This is a genomic window from Cyanobium sp. NS01 (assembly GCF_014280235.1).
In the GTDB taxonomy this organism is placed as follows: Bacteria; Cyanobacteriota; Cyanobacteriia; order PCC-6307; family Cyanobiaceae; genus NIES-981.
Window position 1 is genome coordinate 1,719,183 of sequence record NZ_CP047940.1, and the last position, 18,672, is coordinate 1,737,854.

12 protein-coding genes are annotated in these 18,672 nt (G+C 62.0%); 8 read left to right on the forward strand and 4 right to left on the reverse strand.

Annotation, left to right across the window (positions count from 1 at the left end):
• Nucleotides 1–45: 45 nt before the first annotated feature.
• Nucleotides 46–1,299, reverse strand: coding sequence for an organoarsenical effux MFS transporter ArsJ (arsJ, locus tag CyaNS01_RS08970; protein ID WP_186696791.1), 1,254 nt, complete (start codon nucleotides 1,297–1,299; stop codon nucleotides 46–48).
• Nucleotides 1,299–2,324 (reverse strand): ArsJ-associated glyceraldehyde-3-phosphate dehydrogenase, encoded by a 1,026-nt coding sequence (locus CyaNS01_RS08975; protein WP_186696792.1) that lies wholly within the window; start codon nucleotides 2,322–2,324, stop codon nucleotides 1,299–1,301. Before CyaNS01_RS08975 ends, arsJ begins: the two co-directional genes overlap by 1 nt.
• A gap of 121 nt (nucleotides 2,325–2,445) precedes the next feature.
• Between CyaNS01_RS08975 and arsB the strand changes: the two genes are divergently transcribed.
• From arsB to CyaNS01_RS08990, 3 genes are all read left to right on the forward strand, one after another.
• Nucleotides 2,446–3,471, forward strand: coding sequence for an ACR3 family arsenite efflux transporter (gene arsB, locus CyaNS01_RS08980; RefSeq protein ID WP_186696793.1), 1,026 nt, complete (start codon nucleotides 2,446–2,448; stop codon nucleotides 3,469–3,471).
• A gap of 62 nt (nucleotides 3,472–3,533) precedes the next feature.
• The gene (locus CyaNS01_RS08985; protein ID WP_186696794.1) at nucleotides 3,534–3,743 is read left to right on the forward strand and encodes a sodium/glutamate symporter; all 210 of its coding nucleotides are present in this window, start codon (nucleotides 3,534–3,536) and stop codon (nucleotides 3,741–3,743) included.
• Nucleotides 3,744–3,766: 23 nt separating this feature from the next.
• A complete protein-coding gene (locus CyaNS01_RS08990) occupies nucleotides 3,767–3,904 on the forward strand; it encodes a sodium/glutamate symporter (RefSeq protein ID WP_255460015.1) in 138 nt (45 codons plus the stop codon).
• Here CyaNS01_RS08990 and CyaNS01_RS08995 read toward each other — a convergent pair.
• Both CyaNS01_RS08995 and CyaNS01_RS09000 read right to left on the reverse strand, forming a co-directional pair.
• On the reverse strand, nucleotides 3,901–4,119 hold the full coding sequence (locus CyaNS01_RS08995; RefSeq protein WP_186696796.1) for a hypothetical protein: 219 nt from the start codon (nucleotides 4,117–4,119) through the stop codon (nucleotides 3,901–3,903). The genes CyaNS01_RS08990 and CyaNS01_RS08995 overlap by 4 nt on opposite strands.
• Before the next feature lie 82 nt (nucleotides 4,120–4,201).
• Nucleotides 4,202–4,420, reverse strand: coding sequence for a hypothetical protein (locus CyaNS01_RS09000; protein WP_186696797.1), 219 nt, complete (start codon nucleotides 4,418–4,420; stop codon nucleotides 4,202–4,204).
• 444 nt (nucleotides 4,421–4,864) lie between these two features.
• Between CyaNS01_RS09000 and CyaNS01_RS09005 the strand changes: the two genes are divergently transcribed.
• Genes CyaNS01_RS09005 through CyaNS01_RS09025 form a run of 5 tightly spaced genes read left to right on the forward strand, consistent with a single transcriptional unit; the run spans nucleotide 4,865 to nucleotide 18,660 of the window.
• Nucleotides 4,865–7,402 carry a hypothetical protein gene (locus CyaNS01_RS09005; protein WP_186696798.1) on the forward strand — a complete coding sequence of 846 codons (2,538 nt, stop codon included), beginning with the start codon at nucleotides 4,865–4,867 and terminating at the stop codon, nucleotides 7,400–7,402.
• The gene (locus CyaNS01_RS09010; RefSeq protein WP_186696799.1) at nucleotides 7,399–11,085 is read left to right on the forward strand and encodes a DUF6603 domain-containing protein; all 3,687 of its coding nucleotides are present in this window, start codon (nucleotides 7,399–7,401) and stop codon (nucleotides 11,083–11,085) included. The genes CyaNS01_RS09005 and CyaNS01_RS09010 overlap by 4 nt, the downstream gene beginning before the upstream one ends.
• A 2-nt stretch (nucleotides 11,086–11,087) precedes the next feature.
• A complete protein-coding gene (locus tag CyaNS01_RS09015; RefSeq protein ID WP_186696800.1) occupies nucleotides 11,088–13,049 on the forward strand; it encodes a hypothetical protein in 1,962 nt (653 codons plus the stop codon).
• The gene (locus CyaNS01_RS09020) at nucleotides 13,046–16,840 is read left to right on the forward strand and encodes a hypothetical protein (RefSeq protein WP_186696801.1); all 3,795 of its coding nucleotides are present in this window, start codon (nucleotides 13,046–13,048) and stop codon (nucleotides 16,838–16,840) included. Before CyaNS01_RS09015 ends, CyaNS01_RS09020 begins: the two co-directional genes overlap by 4 nt.
• Nucleotides 16,837–18,660, forward strand: coding sequence for a hypothetical protein (locus CyaNS01_RS09025; RefSeq protein ID WP_186696802.1), 1,824 nt, complete (start codon nucleotides 16,837–16,839; stop codon nucleotides 18,658–18,660). Before CyaNS01_RS09020 ends, CyaNS01_RS09025 begins: the two co-directional genes overlap by 4 nt.
• Nucleotides 18,661–18,672: the final 12 nt, after the last annotated feature.

The following is an 18,672-nucleotide window of genomic DNA, read 5'->3' on the forward strand; positions in this document are numbered from 1 at the left end:
TCTTTGCAAGAGATTCTCAATAGCATGTATTGAGCATCGGGGGCGTCAGGACGCCGCCGTCTGCAGCGACCGCGGAGAGGGCAGGCGCAGGCTCACCAAAGCGGCAAGGCCCACCAGCAGCGTGGAGCACCAGAGGCAGGCCTGCAGGCCCCCCTGCAGAAACAGCCAGCCTGAGAGCAGGGTGCCCAGCAGGCGCCCCGCCGCATTGGCCATGTAATAGAAGCCCACGTTGAGGCTCACCGACTCGGCATCGGTGTAGGCCAGCACCATGTAGCTGTGGATGGAGGAATTCATGGCGAACACCACCCCGAACACGGCCAGACCCACCACCACCGTGAGTGCGGGGTTGCCGACCTCGCGCCAGAGGGTGATCGCCATCAGGGCGGGGATGACGGTGAGCAGGGCGGCCCAGAACTGCACGGCACTCGGGCCAGGCGGGCTGGTCTGCCCCCAGGCGCGGCGCAGGCTCGGCACCGACCCCTGCACGATGCCGTAGCCGATCACCCACAGGCCCATGAAGCCGCCCACTTCCCAGAAGCGCCAACCCAGGGTGGTCTGCAGAAACACCGGCAGGGCCACCACGAACCACACGTCGCGGGCGCCGAACAGAAAGAAGCGCGCCAGCGAGAGCACGTTGATGCCCTCGCTCTTGGAGAACAGGGCCTTGAAGGCGGGCTTGGTCTTCATCCTGCCGATGTCCCGCGGCAGCAGCAGGGTGACCAGAAAGGCCAGGGCCAGCCAGGCCGCCATCACGATCACAGCCTTGTTGAACCCCACCGCGTAGAGCAGCAGGCCTCCCACGAAGAAGCCCAGGCCCTTGAGGCCATTCTTGGCGCCGGTGAGGATGGCCACCCAGCGGAACAGCTGCTGCTCGCCCCTGGCGTGATCGTCCGGGGTTTCCGGCACCACCACCCGGATGGCGCTCTTGGCGCTCATCTTCTCCAGATCCTTGGCGATGCCGCTGATCGCCTGGGCCACCATCACCCAGACCACCGAGAGCCCCTTGGGCCAGGTGTCAGCCACCGGCACCAGCAGCAGCAGGGCGCCGATCTGAAGCAGCGTGCCGATCCAGAGGGTGAGCTTCAGGCCGAAGCGGGCCCCCAGCCAGCCGCCGTAGAGGTTGGTGAGAATCCCGAAGAATTCATAGAAGATGAACAGGAAGGCGATCTCCAGGGTGGTGTAACCCAGCTGCAGAAAGTGGAACACCACGAGCATGCGCAGCGCCCCATCGGTCACCGTGAATGCCCAGTTGTTGGCGGTGATGATCCCGTATTGCTGCAGAGGGGAGAGGGCGCGCATCACTTGTCCTCCAGGCTGGCCACGTGGCAGGCCAGGTCGGCCATGCGGCAGCTGTAGCCCCACTCGTTGTCGTACCAGGCGAACACCTTGAGCTGGCTGCCGTTCACCACCAGGGTGGAGAGGGCATCCACGATCGAACTGCGGCTGTCGTTGAGGTAATCCACCGACACCAGCGGCCGGGTTTCGTAGCCGAGGATTCCCTTGAGCGGGCCCCGGGCCGCCGCCTCGAAGGCGCCGTTCACCTCCTCCACCGTGACGCTGCGCTCCAGCTCGAACACCGCATCGGTGAGCGAGGCGTTGAGCAGGGGCACGCGCACGGCGTGACCGTTGAGCTTGCCCTGCAGCTCGGGGAAGATCAGGCCGATCGCCCGGGCCGAGCCGGTGGTGGTGGGGATCAGGCTCTGCAGGCAGGAGCGGGAGCGGCGCAGGTCGCTCTTGAAGCCGTCGATCACCACCTGGGTGTTGGTCACGTTGTGCAGGGTGGTGATCGAGCCGTGGCGGATGCCGAAGCTCTCGTGCACCACCTTCACCACTGGCGCCAGGCAGTTGGTGGTGCAGGAGGCGGCGGTGATCACCCGTTGGCGGGCAGGGTCGTAGAGGCTGTGGTTGATGCCGTACACGATGTTCAGCACCTCCTCCCCGGCCACGGCCCCCTTCACCGGGCAGGCCACGATCACCCGCTCCACGCCCAGCGCGGCGATGTAGGGCGCCAGCGTTTCCGGCGTTTTGATCTTGCCGCTGCACTCCAGCACCAGCTCCACCCCGGCCTGCCGCCAGGGCACGGCGGCCGGATCACTCGCCTGCGAGTAGCCGATCGCCTGGGATTCCACCTGAAGGCCGTCGTGGCTGGCGCCGACGGCTTGGGTCCAGCGGCCGTGCACCGAATCGAATTCCAGCAGGTGGGCGGCGGCGTGGGCATCGCCGGCCCGCTCGTTGATGTGCACCAGCTCGATGCCAGGCCGGCCCCACAGGGCGCGAAACGCCAGCCGGCCGATGCGGCCGAAACCGTTGATGCCGATGCGCACAGTGAACGAGCGGGTTGCCGTATTCTCACATCAACAGGAGTTGATGGATCTTATGGGCCGGTTAAGGGGGGTGCGCTGCGCTCCTGGGGCGGCGGCGCCGCTCATCCCTGCTGCAACGGCGATGGGCAGCTTCGAACGTTGGCTGAGTCTCTGGGTGGCCCTGGCCATCGCCGCCGGCATGGTGCTGGGGCAGTGGTTCCCCGGACTGTTCACGCTGCTGGGGGGCTTGGCGGTGGCCCAGATCAACCTGGTGATCGCGGCCCTGATCTGGCTGATGATCTACCCGATGATGCTGGCGGTGGACTTCGGTGCCGTGCGCCGCGTGGGCCGCAACCCGCAGCCGCTGCTGGTGACGGTGGGGATCAACTGGCTCGTGAAGCCCTTCACCATGGCGCTGCTGGCCTGGGTGTTCATCCGCGGCCTCTATGCCGCCTGGATCCCGCCCGAACTGGGTGATGAACTGATCGCCGGCATGATCCTGCTGGGGGTCGCTCCCTGCACGGCGATGGTGTTCGTCTGGAGCCAGCTCTGCCGCGGCAACGCCACGTACACCCTGGTGCAGGTGGCGGTGAACGATCTGATCATGGTGGTGGCCTTCGCCCCGATCACCGCCCTGCTTCTGGGCGTGAGCCAGGTGGTGGTGCCGTGGGACACCCTGCAGCTCTCGGTGGGGCTGTTCGTGGTGATCCCGCTGGCGGCCGGCTGGCTCACCCGGCACTTCATGGACAGCGAGCGGGCGATCGAGCACCTGGAGCAACGGCTCAAGCCCTGGGCGATCGTTGGCCTTCTGGGCACGGTGGCGCTGTTGTTCGGCTTCCAGGCCGGCACCATCGCAGCGAAGCCGGGCCTGATCGCGCTGGTGGCGATCCCTTTGATCCTCCAGACCCTGCTGATCTTCCTGCTCGCTGCTCTGGGGATGCGGGCCTGCCGGCAGCGGCACGACGTGGCCGCCCCCGGGGCCCTGATCGGCGCATCCAACTTCTTCGAGCTGGCGGTGGCGGTGGCCATCAGCCTCTTCGGCGTGCGCTCCGGCGCAGCCCTGGCCACCGTGGTGGGGGTGCTGGTGGAGGTGCCGGTGATGCTGGCCCTTGTGGCCATCGCCAACCGCAGCGCCTGGCTCTTCCCTTACCGCAGCCCAGAGGGCTGAGCCAGCACGGCTGGAGTGAGCCCGGTCCCTAGGCTGCCGCCGCCCTGATCCAGCGCCCGCCCATGCAGCTCGCCGGTTTCGCCACGTTCAATGTGGCCATCATGGTGCTGGCCGCGGGCAAGCTGCTCACCCGCCGGGTGCGCCTGCTGAGCGATTTCAGCATCCCCGAGCCGGTGAGCAGCGGCCTGCTGGTGCGCCTGTTGGTGGCCCGGCAGCAGCGACTCACCGGCCTCAGGTGCGCGGGCTGCTGGCCAGCACCACGTCGCCGGTGAGGGGCCATGGCAGGGCCATCGACTTGGCGCCGTGCTTCGCCGAGCAGCACGCCATCAGCATTGCCCTCGAGATCGGTGCGGCCTGCGCCACCTTCGGCCTGGTGTTGTCGGCGCTGATGGACGGTTCGCTGGCACGGTTTCTGATCCGCTGCCATCGTTAGAGCAACCGCTCGTGGCTCATGGCTTTGCGCTTGGAGTCGTTGGCCTGCACCTTGGTGTCATCCAGGGCGACATGACCCAGGCTCACCATGCCCGCCTTCTGGCACAACAGCAGGATCTGGACAAACAAATCGCTCTGGGCATCAAGGATCCGGCGGCGGAATTCACTGATGCGACTGGGATTCGGCTGCTGGTGACCGATCGGCAAGAGACGCAAGGTTCTAATAGCACGCGCGCCCGATCTGACGTGAGGAGACGATGCCCACGCAATAGGAGTGGAGCAGCAACTGCGTCAACCGCTACGCGGAAGACTTCGTCTGCATTCGCCGATCCAACCCTGTCTCCCCGCGGGGATCCTTGGCCTGAGCAGGGATCAGGATCGCGGAGAGATCGAACTCATCCACCAGATCAAGCAGGAAATCCACCAGTTGGTCCACCGAGAGACAGTCACTGGGTGATGGTGGTAGCAGGGTGGCCTGCTGCGACTGGCAGAGGCGGAAGGACTTGGACTTCTGCATGCCTTGTTCTCTCGCCCAGATCCTTGGAAGACACTGGGGTCTGGGCGGATTCAGGGGCGTCTGTGGAGAACTCGGGGCTCGATCGACGCGCGAAAGGCTCCTCGTTGTGTATCCGTTCAAAGACCTCCGTGATCAGCGCCTTGGGAAGCGAATTGGACTTGAAGCGCGGATAGTGGGCGACGGCGAGCGGCCAATCTCTCAAGATCCATGCATAAACCGTCCTGGCGGCCGGCCAGCAGTGGGAACAAATCGTTAAGCCACCAGGCCTTGACATCCAACTCCAGATAACTACTCTAAAGAATAGGAAGTCATCACAATAGGCGTCCATACCATTTTGGTAGCTGAGGTAACAGAATGTTCGGAAGGGGGACGAAAGCTCAGCCTGAGTTCAGTGCTCTTGCGAAGCACCTACGCCGGTCGTACATCTGTGACGACCCGCTTCATATGTTCCGGAGGCTCGACATCGTCGGGCTTGCCTACAAGGGGCAATTATCGAGCGGCTACGCGCAGGCCGGGTTCGGCGGATCTTTCTCAGCGGCCTTCGACGTCGGCACGCTGATTGCCCCAGGTCTGATCCGGATCCCCATCACGGGCAAGGTGGCAAGCGAACGGACCGACCATCACCTGTTGGTGGTGAGCCGCATGCCGAAGGCGCTCTACGACAGGCCCGCGACCAAGCTGCGGCTTGCAAGTGCCGAGCGCAACCCATCCAGGTCACCACCTGGCAGCCCCCAAGTTGACATCGGCAAGAAGCTCCTTCCCTTCGCAGCCACAGAGACAAATCGTCAATACCGCGAGATCAAGCCGATCTGGGCAGGACTGAAACCACTGTCGCTTGCGAAAATGAACGGCTCGACATATCAGCTGTCTTTTAGTGCCGGAGTCGGCATCGAGATCGGGATCGGCGACCCGTTCGCAGCAGACGAGGCTGGCCTTGCGCTAGGAGCAAAGGTCGAAGGGACCGTTGAATTTGAAATATCGGATCTCGTGGAGAAGTCGGGTTCACGGGCCTTCAAGCCGGCCGTCGACTCCAACGAGCTACGTGACGCCGTTGACGAAATCCTGGCGGATGGGCTGAAGGAACAGCTCGTTCTATGGATGATCGTTGCATATCCAGACTGGAGGAAGTCGATTGATGAACGCACACTCTCGGGCGGCCTGGCGGACCTGATCAGAATGGCAAATACCACATGGGCAGGACTACAACATGACTGGCCAATTGATACTGATGTCGTGGGACCCTTCCAAAGACTTTTCTCATCACTGGTGCCCAAGCGGCGCCCCTCGACCGACGAGCTGATCAAGCATCTAGACAAATTCAGCAATGAGTTGGGGTTAGCCAATGAAAAAGCCAAGGCGGAACTCGCCAAGATCCGCCGATGGTTCGAACAGATCGCGATGCTGGTGGACGCTCTCAAGCAGGAAGGCAACCAGCAGCCAAAGCTAGAGACATGGTTGGAAACCAAGCGGGACGAGCTAAACGATCTGAGCAGCGAGTTCCGCTGGACGTACGATCCGCATGAGGTTCTGCGCAAGGAGATCGCGGCAATCTTTGCAGCACCACCAGCAGGCATGAAGCGCATTGCGGCGTTGAACGGCGTACTGAAATTGATGGCAGATGCCGAGGAGCGGCGTGAGCGAATGGACCAGACACGTAAGGCGGTCAGCAGCCGCAATGACGAGTTTGTCACCGAGTTCAAGCGGCGGCTCTCGCAACGCAAAGCCGCAAAGAACAACGGCGCCATTGAGCCGGAGCCACTGCAACCAAACGCTGGCCCGAGTCTCATGCGTGTCAACTCTGCCGTCTCAGTGAAGGCATCGGCAGGTATTGCTTTCAAGGCGCAGCTGCCCAAGAAGATCGCGGGCGAAGAAGCATCTTTCATCAGCGACTACACGTGGAAGCATGTGAGGTTCCGCTTGCAGGTCGGTGGTGAGAAGACGCCGCGCAAGGGCCGCCAACAGGCCGGACACGTCGTGCTGACACAGGACACGAACGTTGTTCAGAACCTTCTGAATCTGCGCGCCGGTATCAGCGGAAGGGTGCGTCGACAGGGTGCCACGGACGATCCGAACGTCGACGACGATGTGGTGCTGGCGGACCGCAACTGGCGGTATGGGACCCTCTCCTACCGGACGGTGTCGGCCTACTGGTTTCACCCCTCCGACGCCCGCATCGGCGACCAGCCCTTGGCCTACCCGAACGGCAGTGGGGTCACCTTTGGACTGTCCGTCGAGCCGGGCCGTATCGGTCGGTACGCCCAGAACTGTCGCGACCGCAAGCCGGGTGAGACGCCGCACGAACAGGAACTCGAAGCCCGGCTCCGCGATCAGTTACGGGTCGACACGGACACGTTACGCGCATTCTTTGCAGACTTTCCGTTTCCCACCAAGACAACCAGCAACAAGAAGCACCTCGATAAATCTGGCTATGATTTCGAAAGAGCATTCATCATCGAAGCCGGATTTGGGTTCACCACGACAGTGAAGATGCCCAAGCTGATGAAGCTGAATGCAACCGACATCAACGAACCCAGCTGGTTGTTTGATCAGGCCGAGGCCAAGGAACGACTTGACCACAAGGACCCCGGGCCGCTGACTGCTAGCACACTGCGAGTCATGAGGGTTCGCTATCCGATCGCAACAGACGACGACAACAGCCACTCGGTCTTCAGCTTTGGTTGGACAGACGTAGCCAAGGATCCGCCGTCGGCAGATGCGCTCACGCATCAGAATAAGGAGGGCCAGTTGGCGGACCTCAAGGCAGGACATGCTCCAGTGACCGCTACAGCAGCCATCAGCATTGATCGCATCAAGCGCGTGGGCAGCGAGGGGTTGATTGACCTACACGTCCAGACGTTCCCCAGGCTGCTCGAAGACGTCTACGCAAAAGAATTGCCCCAACAATGGACGCTACCCGGCGCCTTCGACCTCGTCCACGAGTTCATCGTGCCGCCTACCGCCCTTTTCGGACATGGCCGATGACGGTTGAGACCATCGAACGCCGGCTCGACAACGTGTTGGATGCCATGGAAGCGGCATACGGACATCTGTCCGACGTGGCCAGCCTGGATCGAAGCTCAGGCACGTTCACGATCGGCTCGCCGGGGGTCCCGGCGACCGACCTCGCGGACCTGGTGAAGGCCATCACCGGTGGCAACGGAGCCATTCCGCATTGGGTACCCAACGGCCTCCATCTCGATGAGTTGATCGTCGCCCGTCTCGGGGATGGTTTCGGCGTCGCTGGACGCCTCATCGCCTACGGCCAATTCCAAGTGATCGACGGGCTTGAGATCGACAGCGCCCAGATCGACATCGAATACCGCGACGGACAATTCTTCGCAAACATCGCCGGTGCCGCATTGCTGAACGACATCGACATGAAACTCGACGTGGCTCTTGAGTTGCCGTCGGAGACTTTCATGATCAAACTGAAGTCTGACGGTGATCAACCGGTCGATAAAGCGACTGGACACCCTCACGACATCGGCATCTTCGAACGTTTAGGACTACCGAATACGGGCAGCGGACCACCCAAACTGCGCGACCTCCTGATCTCTGGCTCGATACCCTTTGCGACGTATCGAGCCCTTGTCGAAGTCGATGACCTGGTGCACGTGCCCGGCTTCGAGGTCGGACGCGTTCGCGCGCTTGTCGAACTCGGAGCCAACCCAACGGCCGAGGTCGAAGCGATCGCAGCCATCACGCTGGGCGACACACGGATCGAACTCGACCTCACTGGAGGTGTTTCACGCGCTGGTTGGACGCTCGAAGCCGAAGCATGGATCGATGGCGCTCCGACTCTCGGCGACCTCATCAACACCTTGATCACGGCGCACAGCACCTCGGCACCCGACATACCAGACGAGATCGGTGGTCTTGCTCTGCAGCAGCTCGGCGTGGCAATCGACACCGAGGCCGGCACGCAGCACTTTGGTTGCCTGCTGAGGTGGGGCAATGAGGGTACAACATTGCATGTTTCGATCGATCATTCGTCTGGCCCACTTACCGCCGCGGCAGAGCTCCGTGTGGGCGACCTCAACTTCGAGATCGCGTTCGCCTCGTCCGCTAGCGGTAGCACCCTCGTCGGCACGTACCGGGCTGCGGCAGGATCTTCGGTGTCGTTGGCAGACATCTTGAGGGCGTTCGGCCCCCCAATCCCCGGAGCTGACAGCCTCTCGTTCGACGTCCACGCAGCCGTTATCGCCTTCGCCCCGGACACGAGCGGTGAGGCTCGTCAACTCGTCACCGCCGACATCGGCCTCGGTGTGGATCTGGCAGCGTTGCACGGCGTGCCGCTTGTCGGCGATCTGCTTCCCTCCGACGCATCGATCCGTCTGATCTTGCAGCCGATCATGTCCACCGCATGGTCGAAATCCCAGCTTCAGGGTGTCCGCACCCTTGCGCCCCGAGACATGCACCTTCCCGAGCTACTCACCGCGGGGCCGCATCTCAGCGCCAAGCTGACCGCAGACGGCAAGATCATCGGCAACATTGTCCAGCTCGACGCGAGCGCCGATGACGGTGCCAAGCAAGCTGACTCGAGTACGCCGAGCGCCTCGATATCGGCCCAGGTCGTAGCTGGAACAACATCGACTCCTTCACCGACGGCATCTGATTTTGCCTGGCATGAACTCGGTCGATCGTTTGGGCCGATTCACCTAGATCGGGTCGGACTGCTGTGGCAGCACGACAACGAGAACGAATTGGCTGTCGCAATCGATGGCCGGCTGGCGGTCGGCGGACTCACGGTGGCGCTCGATGGCCTGGCCGTTCATTACGGCATTGACGATCATCATGTCAACGTGGGGTTGACCGGCTTAGGTCTCGACATGAAGGAGGGCCCGATCGAGATCGGCGGCGCATTCCTGAATCGTGACGGCGACTTCCTGGGCAAAGTGCTCATCAAGACCGAGGACTTCACACTGTCCGCGCTGGGTGCGTTTTCGATGATGCGAGGACAGCCGTCGATGTTTATCTACGGGATCCTCGATATGCCGCTAGGTGGTCCAGCATTCTTCTACGTCGAGGGGCTCGCGGCTGGATTCGGCTACAACCGTTCGTTCCACCCTCCAACAGTGGCTGGTATCCGCAACTTCCCGCTCGTCGTCGATGCGATCGGGGGTAACAAGGTGTCGGACCCAACTGCGCAACTGGAACGGCTGCACGAGTTCGTCGCCCCCTGCCTCGGCGACTACTTCCTGGCGGCCGGAGTGAAGTTCACCTCGTTCAAGCTGCTCGACAGCTTTGCACTGTTGGTCGTCCGCTTCGGCAACGATCCTGAGATCGACGTCATCGGAACGTCCACGTATCAGACGCCGCCTGGCAACCTGGGCGGCGTTCCTGCGATTGCCCACGTCGAGCTGAACTTACTCGCTCGATTTCCCCTCAGCGGTGAGCATCTGATCGTTGAGGCCCGCCTGACCAATAAGTCATACGTCTACGCCTCGGCCTGCCACATCTCGGGCGGCTTTGCGTTCGCGAGTTGGTTCAGCGGCAAGCACGCTGGCGACTTCGTCTTGACCGTCGGCGGCTACCACCCGCGATTCCATCCCGAGATCCACAAGCCGCACTACCCTTCGGCCCCCCGACTTGAGCTCAGATACCAGATCACTGACGACATCTACATCAAAGGCAGCGGGTACTTCGCGTTGACGCCATCGGTCTTCATGGCCGGCGCAACGGTTGAGGCCGTCGCCGACATCGGATCTGTACACGCCACTTTCCGCATGTCGATCGACATGCTACTCGGATGGGAACCCTACCACTACGAGGCTGATCTCTCGCTTTACATCGCTGCGAAGTGGAAGTCTTTCCACACCCATGCGACCGCGAAGCTGGCGATACGCGGGCCGGACTTCGCTGGTCATGCCGAGGTTGACTGGGCAATCTTCAGCTTTGACGTCGATTTTGGCAAGCGTCATCCCAGCGGTCCATTGCCCATCAGCTGGGACCGATTCAACGAAGCGTTCCTTCCTGAACCCGTGGACGGAAGCAGCGTCCGATGCGCGAGCGGTTTGATCAAGACGATCGAGATCGAAATCAGTGAGGAGCACGACGCCGGCACCGCCTCGAACCACCGCCCAGCCACCGAGCGGTGGATCGTCAATGCAAAAGATCTTGTGTTGACCACCTCGTCGCCTGTTCCCGCGTTGAGCGGTGGCCTGCCTTCAACGCCTGCCCCCACTGGCCGTCCAGCAGTTGGCGTCGGCATCGGAGTCGCGCCAATGGACGCCAGCGTCTCATCCTGCACCCACAGCATCACCGTGCTGCGCGATGGGATAAATGCAGATATCGACTTCATCGCTACCGAGCGCGTCGGCCAGTTTCCCGGTGCGTTGTGGGACAGGAGCATGGAGCGCGGGATGCATGACAACATGATCTCGGCGATCGCTGGCTATTCGATCGTGCCGGCAGTTAGTCCCGTTACAGGATCGAAAATGGTGATGCACCGCAACCAGATTGAGTACACGCCGCACACGGCGTACAGGGTCGAAAACGAGCCCGAGCAGTTGTTCCGCGACGATGCACAAGATGTCATCGTCACCCCAGCGTTGAGCACCATCCTCATCGACCTTGGGTTCACGTCCGCCGACGTGGAGGTCCGTGTCGACTTTTCTGATCATTATCCCATCGACGGCGTGACGATCGTTAAGGAAGTGGTGTAGACATGACTAACGCCAAATCGAGAGCCGGCATCACGGCCACTGCAGCCACTTCGTCGCTGGGCCCCGAACTCGGGCCAACGGATCGTGTTCGTTTCATTGCCAGCCACAGACCCAGCCTTGAAGACGGTGACTACGACATCACCGTCACCAGCAAGCTCCTTGTCAGCCGCAAGGTTGGGACCATCACCGAGGAGCACATCTATGAATCGGGAGCTCACGGCGCCTTCACCGTCACCGGTCCACGTGTTTCGATCAATCCCACGCTTGTCCACTCGTCATTCCCGCCAGCGCGCAGCCGGGGCCAATTCGGCCACGTGCTCCCCCATGTCGTGCTCAACCGCACCACGCTGCCCTGGGAGCGGTCGGCAGCGTTTGAAAAGCCGCCGGAAGTTGGCGAGTCACCGCCGTGGCTGGCTGTGATCATTTTCGACAGTGCCGACCTCATCGGCACAAAGCAGAACCTCACCTTGGCTGACCTCCACGCAGCCCGGACTGGCGCCACGCCAAAATCTCCACCCTTTCCGCCCGAGAGTGCTGACGATCCCAGCGAGGGCGTCCAGGTCATCGAGGTACGTTGGAGCAAGCTGCGACCAGCGCTGCCGACCGCCGCTGAAATCCCGTGGGTGGCGCATGTTCGCGATGTGGTCGGCCCTGATCTCAGCCACCTCACGCCGAGCGGGCCTGATCACGAACCTGTTGTGATCACCGAGACCGCAACGGTCATCGGCACGACGCGCCCGATCGTCGGCAAACGTAACGAGGCACACCTTGTCTCGCTGGAGGGCTGGTTTCAGTTCCAAGGCAACCGCCTTGAACCCGCCGTTCAGGTCGACGACAATGACGTGGTGCGTCTCGTGAGTTTGTACTCGTGGGACTTCTTCTGCGAGGACGATGAGCCCCGAGGCTTCACCGACCTGGCCGATTCACTCGGCACTGGCGTCGGCATGCTGGCGGCACCGCGCCCCTCCGGTCTCGCCGGCCCGTACATCGCCAATGGCTATGCAGCCCTCCGACATGAGTTCCGACACGGCGAATGCAGCATCTCCTGGTATCACGGCCCTCTGAGGCCTGGCCCTGGCGACATGGCCATCAGCCAACGGACCCTGCCCCGCATTCCGGCCAAAACCTCGGACGACTTGTTGCGATTCGACGCCGACGCGCAGATCTTCGATGCCTCCTACGCCGCAGCATGGGAACTGGGCAGATTGCTGGCGATTGCCGACCCGTCGGTCGGACTGCCGATCAACCGATGGCGCACCGCTCGGCGCCACCGTTCCCACCGTAACCGCCAAATGCAACAGCATCGGGATCTCAGCCACGGCATCACGGCGAAAGACGAACCTCGCTTGGATGTGACCGATTGGGTTGTCCGCTCGCTGGATCGGCTGGCTGCGGTGCCGTTCCGCTATCTGGTGCCCGACGAGGCGATGCTGCCGATTGAATCTTTGCGGTTCTTTGAGGTTGATCGTCAATGGATCCAGTGCCTTCGCGACGGTGCGTTCAGCCTTGGTCGAACCGACGATGGCGAGGGCTGGAAAGTCGACGAGACCGAATTGTTGGCGACAGTGCTGCCACCGATTCCAAAGATGAGCGGTGTGCTGCTCCGATCTGACATCGTCTCGCACTATCCGGGCTTGATGATCGATGCGTTCGCTGATGCACAGTCGGCCGACGAGTGGGCCAACCTCGACAAACTTGTACCTATCCCACCCATACGTATCACCCATCTTTCGCCGCGGGTTGTACTCGCGCTGTACGAGGGTCCAATTCATGCCGTTGCGTTGCACCTCCATCCCCAGGTGATGCATTTCGAGCTGGCCGATCGCAGTCGTCCTGGACGTTCACCTGAAGGTTTCAATCGTCTAGAGGATGCCATCCGTTTACTAACTCCATCACATTCCGGCGAGCTTGCTCGCCAACTGCTCGGACACACCCCGCGTCGCACGTATCGGAGGTCATCATGAACTTCATGGTTGTCCCGATGAAGGTGGATGCACTGATCGTGCCGCGCGGCAAGCGAAGGGCTGTCCTCGGCGCGACGAGCAACTACGAATCGATGCCTTGGTTCGATGGCGAGCGCGATCGATTCCCCAGCACACCGAACATCGCTTCGTCGCTCCACTCCGAACCCTTTGCCGACCACTCGCTCTGGCTCGAGAGTGGCGTGCACCTTCACTGGGCCTTGCCCGACGGGCTAACGCGCGGCACCACGCGCCGAGGTGCGCCAGGCACGGTTCCTGTCGATGAGTTGAACTTCCCGCCCGTCCCTAACCAATGGCTGGTCATCCGGTACCCGTCTACAGACGGCCCGAACCTTGACAAGCCGATGGCGCGGTGGAGTGTCCGAAGTGACGCGATCGACGCACCAAGCGACCCAATGCCGGTGTCGTTGCCGGTGTCGTACCCGGTCGACGCATTAGACGGCAGGCGCTGGATTCGACTCGGCTGCCAACGGCGCATGGCAGAGAACGAGAGCTTCAAGGACTTCCAGCAACGGACGCTGGCCTCGCTGGGCATTCCGTTGACGGCACTGGGTCCTGCTGACCCTAACTTCTCAGCCCTCTACGCAAACTGCCGCAGCGTCTTCGGCTGTCACGACACCGACCATGCGGTGGCCGGTCGGCGTTATGACGTGCTGGGTTGGTATTCGTCGATGGACGATGATCCCTTGAGCGCTGTGGTCGCGGACGCAATCGAGCATGGCGTCGATGTCGCGTCCGTTGTGCTTGAGCGATTTGGCTGGAAGCTTCCTGATCAAGCGACGCCGATGCCGATGCCGATGCCGACCAGAATGCTTTGCGTTGGACGGGTAACCCTGGGCGGCGACGAGGCCGCGTGGGACCCTCAAGAACTCGAGCGCGATGCACGGAACGATCAGGAAAAGATCATCACCGACGCTGTCGCCATTGGTAACACGCCCACCGAAGCAATCGCGGCAGCGGTCGCCGCAGATGCCTCCGACGTAACCACCGAACGCCAGACCATCGAACGCCAGCTTGAAGCCTTGCACCTGGCCCCATCGGTCGCCCACCACGACATCGACTTTGGTCTGAAGTTCGACGAGGCCCGCCACAGCGCGCAGTTCACCGCTGTGGCGGGCCACCGCTGCTGGGCGCTGCGCCCAGCAGCCGATGCCGCCAACCCCAGCGGTGTCCATCAAGGCAGCGCTGCGCCGAGTACCGACCTGAGCCCGCTGCCTCGCAACCTCGTCGGCGACCTCCACATTCTGAACCAGCTCCAGCGCAACTTCGACGAAGCCCAGGCACAGATCAACTGGCGGAGACAGGAGCTCCACGGGCGTTGGCAGCAGCTGATGATCGGCCTGTACGACGAGTCGCCGACAGCGCCTGACGACCTCGACATCCCACGGCTGGAAATGTTGATCGCCCGCGACCATCTCGAACCGCTTGAATCATTGATCGCCGAGACTGGCATGATCGGCCTCAACACGGAATCACCTCCCGACACTCTTGGCGGTGCCCTTGACGGGCAACTGGCGGTCATCACTGCCGACCTGGCCGCCTACAACACCAATCGCAGCGGACTTGACCGGCTTGAATTGATCCTGTCTCCCGGTCCCCGCTTCTGGGAACCCAACGAGCCGGTCGTGATGCTGCCGAGCACCCACTTCGATGCTGGCGAAGCGCCGCAGCCGCGCCACGGTGCGGACGGCGTACTGACCTGCGCTGCCGTCAAGCGTTTGGACTTCGTCCCAATCCTGCAGGGTGACACGTCCTGGTCGATCGACCGTTTCCTGACAGCATCATTCTGGGAGGAGAATCATCATCTCGTTGGTCGGTCCGGTGGCACACCCTGGAATCCGGTGATGCTCGAATGGGAGGTTGAATTACGACCGTTATACGAAGGAGGCAACCAGCCCAGCAAGGGAGCAGCGACCGGCGGGCGCTACGCCACCGACTTCGTCACATCGAGCCAAGATCTCGCCGAGTCCAGCGCCGACTTCCAGCCCCGGTTGGGCGATCCTTCGCTTGCCCACGGCTTCGAGTACCTGTCCGGACGGACCGTGCTCCAGCCATCGACGATGCGTGTGTATCGAGAACAGCTCAGTGCCGCTGTTGCGGAAGCGAGCGGTACTAACTCTGATGCGATGAACGGCCTGAACATCGCGCTGCAACACCTCAAGGACGCGCGCTACGACTCCGCGACAGTGCAAAGCCTTGGAGGCTTCAACGAAGCACTGCTGATGCGACGGGCCGAACCACAGCCACCTGTTGCCGACCCCATCGGCTTCCCGCAGCAACAGGAGTTGGCTCAGCGCGTCGCCGACGTGATGGGCGGCTTTCATCCCAGCAGCATCGTGCCGGGAGCGCCGTTCCATCCGATTCGCAGCGGCTGTCTCATCATCGAACGCCTTCGCATCATCGACAGTTTCGGACAAACGCGCGAGTGGCGTCCATCCGAAGTGCACACGTCTCAAGCACTTCGGTCCAACGATAAGAATCGGGTGCACTTGCCAGTGCGGATCACACAGCCCGCCATGATGTCTTTCAGGTGGTTGATGGCGGGTCAAACCGATCGTGAAATGAACGACCACCCCGCGACCGGTCCGATCTGCGGGTGGCTCCTGACCAACTTCGCCGACCGGGCCGTCGACGTGTACGACGCCGAAGGCCACCAACTCGGTTCCATCGAGTCCGATGCCCGATGGCAACCTGCGCCAGGTGTGGTGACCGCCCCGGCGACGCCGTCTGACATCTCCGACGCAACCGTGGCATCGCTGGTCGGTTGGATTCTCACACGCCCCGACGCGCCATCCTTCATCGCCGAGTTCGTCACCACCACGGCCCGAGCCCTTGACGCCATCGACCCGCAAGATCATCGAGCTCATGAGTCCCGTGCGTTGCTGATCGGCCGCCCGATGGCCATTGCGAATGCGGCGCTCGACTTACGTCTGGCAGGGCAGCCGGCAGTTGACCAGTCGTGGACCCATCTGCGCGAGCAAACGCTTGGCGCGGCACCGTCCGACCATGGTGTGGGAGACGTGGCATTTGAGGTCAAGCTGGGTGATCCTGGCTTGCTCAACGACGGACTCATTGCCTACTGGGAGATTGGCCACAACGGCGACTTCGGCGAGCAGTGGAAGACCCCCTACTTGGGTGCTTCGGCATCGACGACCGTCACCATCGGCGAGCCTCCCACACAACTGGTGATGATCGTCGATCCACGCGGGTCGGTGCACGCCACTTCAGGCATCCTGCCCACGAAAGAAATCCGGATCCCACCAACGCACTCGGGCGATGCGCTCGATGCGATCGCGGCTACGTTCCTCACAGCACCCATTCTCACTCCAGTCGACAACATCACGGTGCCGCTGCCTGGCGAGCCAGGCTTCTCTTGGTCGTGGTTGCAGCGTCTCGAAACAGCATGGGTTGAGGTTGCCGAGCACGAATCCGTCGACCTAGCCGACGTGCTCGACGCCTTCCCCGGGCGAGGTCGCGAGGTCTGGGACACTGCTGTGGCCGCAGGCCTTCTCGTCCCGAACCCGCGCGCTCCTGGACGAGCACGATTGGTGTCGGTTCCTGCAGCCCACGGCAGCGCCGGCTCGGGCCCCGCAGCGTTGGGCGAAGCTGAGATACGTGCCCTCCATCAGATCGCCACAGCCATTCGGCCAGCACGCACAGACGCCACGTTCGACACCACAGTGATCCGTGAGGGCTGGTTGAAGCTGCGGCCCCAGACAGGCCCCTTGCTCGGCACCACCAGCACCGTCGGGCGGTCGGAGGCCGATTCATGAGCCTGATCACGCCGGACGAAAGGCGTCTTCGTGTGTCGCAGCGCGTCTCGATGCCGCTCGCCATCACATTTCTGAACCTTGACGGTGGCCCCAGCCTGAGCCTGCTGCACGCACCGACAACCATGGTCGCCACGGTCACGAACCGCAGCGCTCGCCCCCTGATTGCCGACAGCGCCAGTCGCTTCTCGATCAACTTCCGACCGCACACCGTCGTCGGGCTGAGTGCCATTACCTTGGGCGAGGATAGCGCTGTCAGTTGGCGACTGCATCCCCAGGTCGAAGCGACGACAAGTTCGATTTCAATTGATGTCCTCGGCATCGTTCGATCGTCACCGACAGTCCAGACCCTGACGGTCTCACCACGCACCCGGCTGGAACTCGCTCCAGGCGACTCGTGGCATTTTCGACTGGAAGGTGTCACCGGTGATCCGCTGGGCGGCTCGCGCCAAACGAGGGCTTGCCTCGACTATGCGGCAATCGGCGTCCTAGGCGACGTTGACGACGCTGCCGCGGCGGCGCTCGTGGTGGAACGAATCAATGGACAGGTCGTTCAGCACCTCTGGCTGCGACGTGCTGATGATGTTGCCTTGCGCACAGCGCGTGCGATTCGGAGTGGATCGACATCGAGCTTCGGACCCTTCACCGCCGGGTTCACCGAGGCGCCTTCGCTGCTGAACGATGGCAAAGCGCTGAACCAGCTGACCTTGCGGATCGTCAACACGTCGAATCACCCCATTCGCATGTCCGGCGACAGTGACATCGCCACTCGGTTCGTCATTGAGTATCGGATTGGTAACGACCCTGGCAAGTGGGGCCTGTTGCGGTCGCGCCACGACCACATCACAGTCACCACAAAGGATCCCGATTGGACCACCGACGGTGTCACGGTGCGTCGCATTGCCGACGGCGCCTGGACTCGTCAGGCGTTCCTGGACATCGATCTCGAGATCCACACCTCGGCACCCGAGGGCACCACTCAGATCATCGCGCGCTACGAAAACCTTCCCGACGATGACGATGGTGAACTCATCCTGCTGGCCGACATCGCGCCGAGCGCTCACAACGCGTTCGTCGAGCCGCTCCAGTTGTGGGGGAATGAGGCATCGCTCGATTTCCACGCAGGCGAATACCTGGCCGTGCCAGGTATTCCTTCGGCGCGCATCAAACTCGACCACGGCAGAGATTTTGCTGGCCACGATCGGCGCCCACTGCAAATTGAAGCGTCCTCGCTCGACGTACATGGGTCTGCAAGCATCACCGGTGCGCTCACAGTTCAGAGTTCATTGATGGTCAACGACAAAATCGGCATCAACACGACTGACCCGAAACACCAGCTCGATGTGCATGGGTCTGCGAGCATCACTGGTGCGCTCACAGTTCAGAGTTCATTGATGGTCAACGAAACCGTCACAGCCAAGAAGCTCCGGCTCACGGAATACTCGACGGATGCCCATGGGAGGGCCCTGGTCATCGGGGAGACCGAGAAAACGAACCTGCGGCTCGGAGCCACAAGGACCTACGCATGGATTCAGTCGCACGGTCGTTCCGTACTCGCACTCAATCCGATCATGAACAACGTCGGCATCAACACGACTGACCCGAAACATGCCCTCGACGTCTCAGGGTCAGGACACTTCACCGGCCAGCTTGAGATTGGCGGTAGTCTTGAGGTTGGCGGTAGGCTAAAACTTCCGAAGGGATGGGAGATAGCTATTTCAAAGACCCAACTCAAGTTCAAACGCAATGACAAAACTTTGTTTTTAATCTCCACAAATGGTGGTATAGCCAATATTTCCGGGAAACTGAATAAACTTTCTTGAGGCCAAAGTCGA